1 protein-coding gene and 1 pseudogene are annotated in these 767 nt (G+C 46.8%); both read right to left on the bottom strand.

Translation table 11 applies throughout. The features are described from left to right. Positions 1 to 130 precede the first annotated feature (130 nt). On the bottom strand, positions 131 to 649 hold the full coding sequence (locus EQY_RS27140) for a hypothetical protein (protein WP_000264739.1): 519 nt from the start codon (positions 647 to 649) through the stop codon (positions 131 to 133). Between the two features lie 46 nt (positions 650 to 695). Then, positions 696 to 767 (bottom strand): annotated as a pseudogene (locus EQY_RS27520) (DUF4406 domain-containing protein); the annotation flags it as partial.

Below are 767 nucleotides of genomic sequence, written 5' to 3'. Positions count from 1 at the left end.
TTTTCGCGGATATTCTTTTCTGAATAATGTGACCATTCATTACCGCCCTTTCGGGCGGCCTCCTGATGTTCTGAGGGTGCAGAAATCCCTCCGGTTAAGGATTAAATTTTATTTACAGTGATAAATTTATTTATTCTGGAGCGCGAAGCTGTTCTACACAATGCAGCAGCGCATCCATCACTTCCTTAAGCGTTACAGTATCGGCATCATCCAGTTCTGCAACTTTTGCATGCCTGACAAACGCCGCGCGAAGCTCGTTAAACGCCACCGCCTGTATATCAGCCAGGAAAGCGTCAGTAGCTGGCGTTTCAGGCTTGAATCCATTTGCATCGCGTGGGCTGATGTCATCGCTTGTATAAATAAAGCAATCATCCTTAATGAATTTATTTAACCCCACATTCTCCACTGCCAGCGTCGCAAAATTAGTCTCCAGCTCTGCAATGCGTTCCTCCAGTTCGTAGACTCTGCATTGCTCTTTATCATCAATCAGATATAACCCAAGACATTCGCTTTCTACCCAGCCACCGAAATCATGATCGTAACGCTCACATGAAAACTCACCGTCACCGTCCTTTGTTGGGATGGTGTAGCTATCTAATGGGCCACCATACGTCGGCACATTTCCCAATGTCGGATGCTCAATCCACATGAAAAATGCACGTCCGGTTATAGGGCAAATATCTGGTCGCCATTGGTTACTCACTGTTTGCCTCCTGAAAAATAACTGCATGCCCCAGCTTCTCCGCCAGCGCCAGTTCTGCCTTAGC

Origin of the sequence: Escherichia sp. TW14182 (assembly GCF_000208525.1) — a bacterium.
GTDB lineage: Bacteria > Pseudomonadota > Gammaproteobacteria > Enterobacterales > Enterobacteriaceae > Escherichia > Escherichia ruysiae.
Note: the sequence above shows the minus strand (reverse complement) of the source record. Positions and strands in the feature narration are given on the sequence as shown.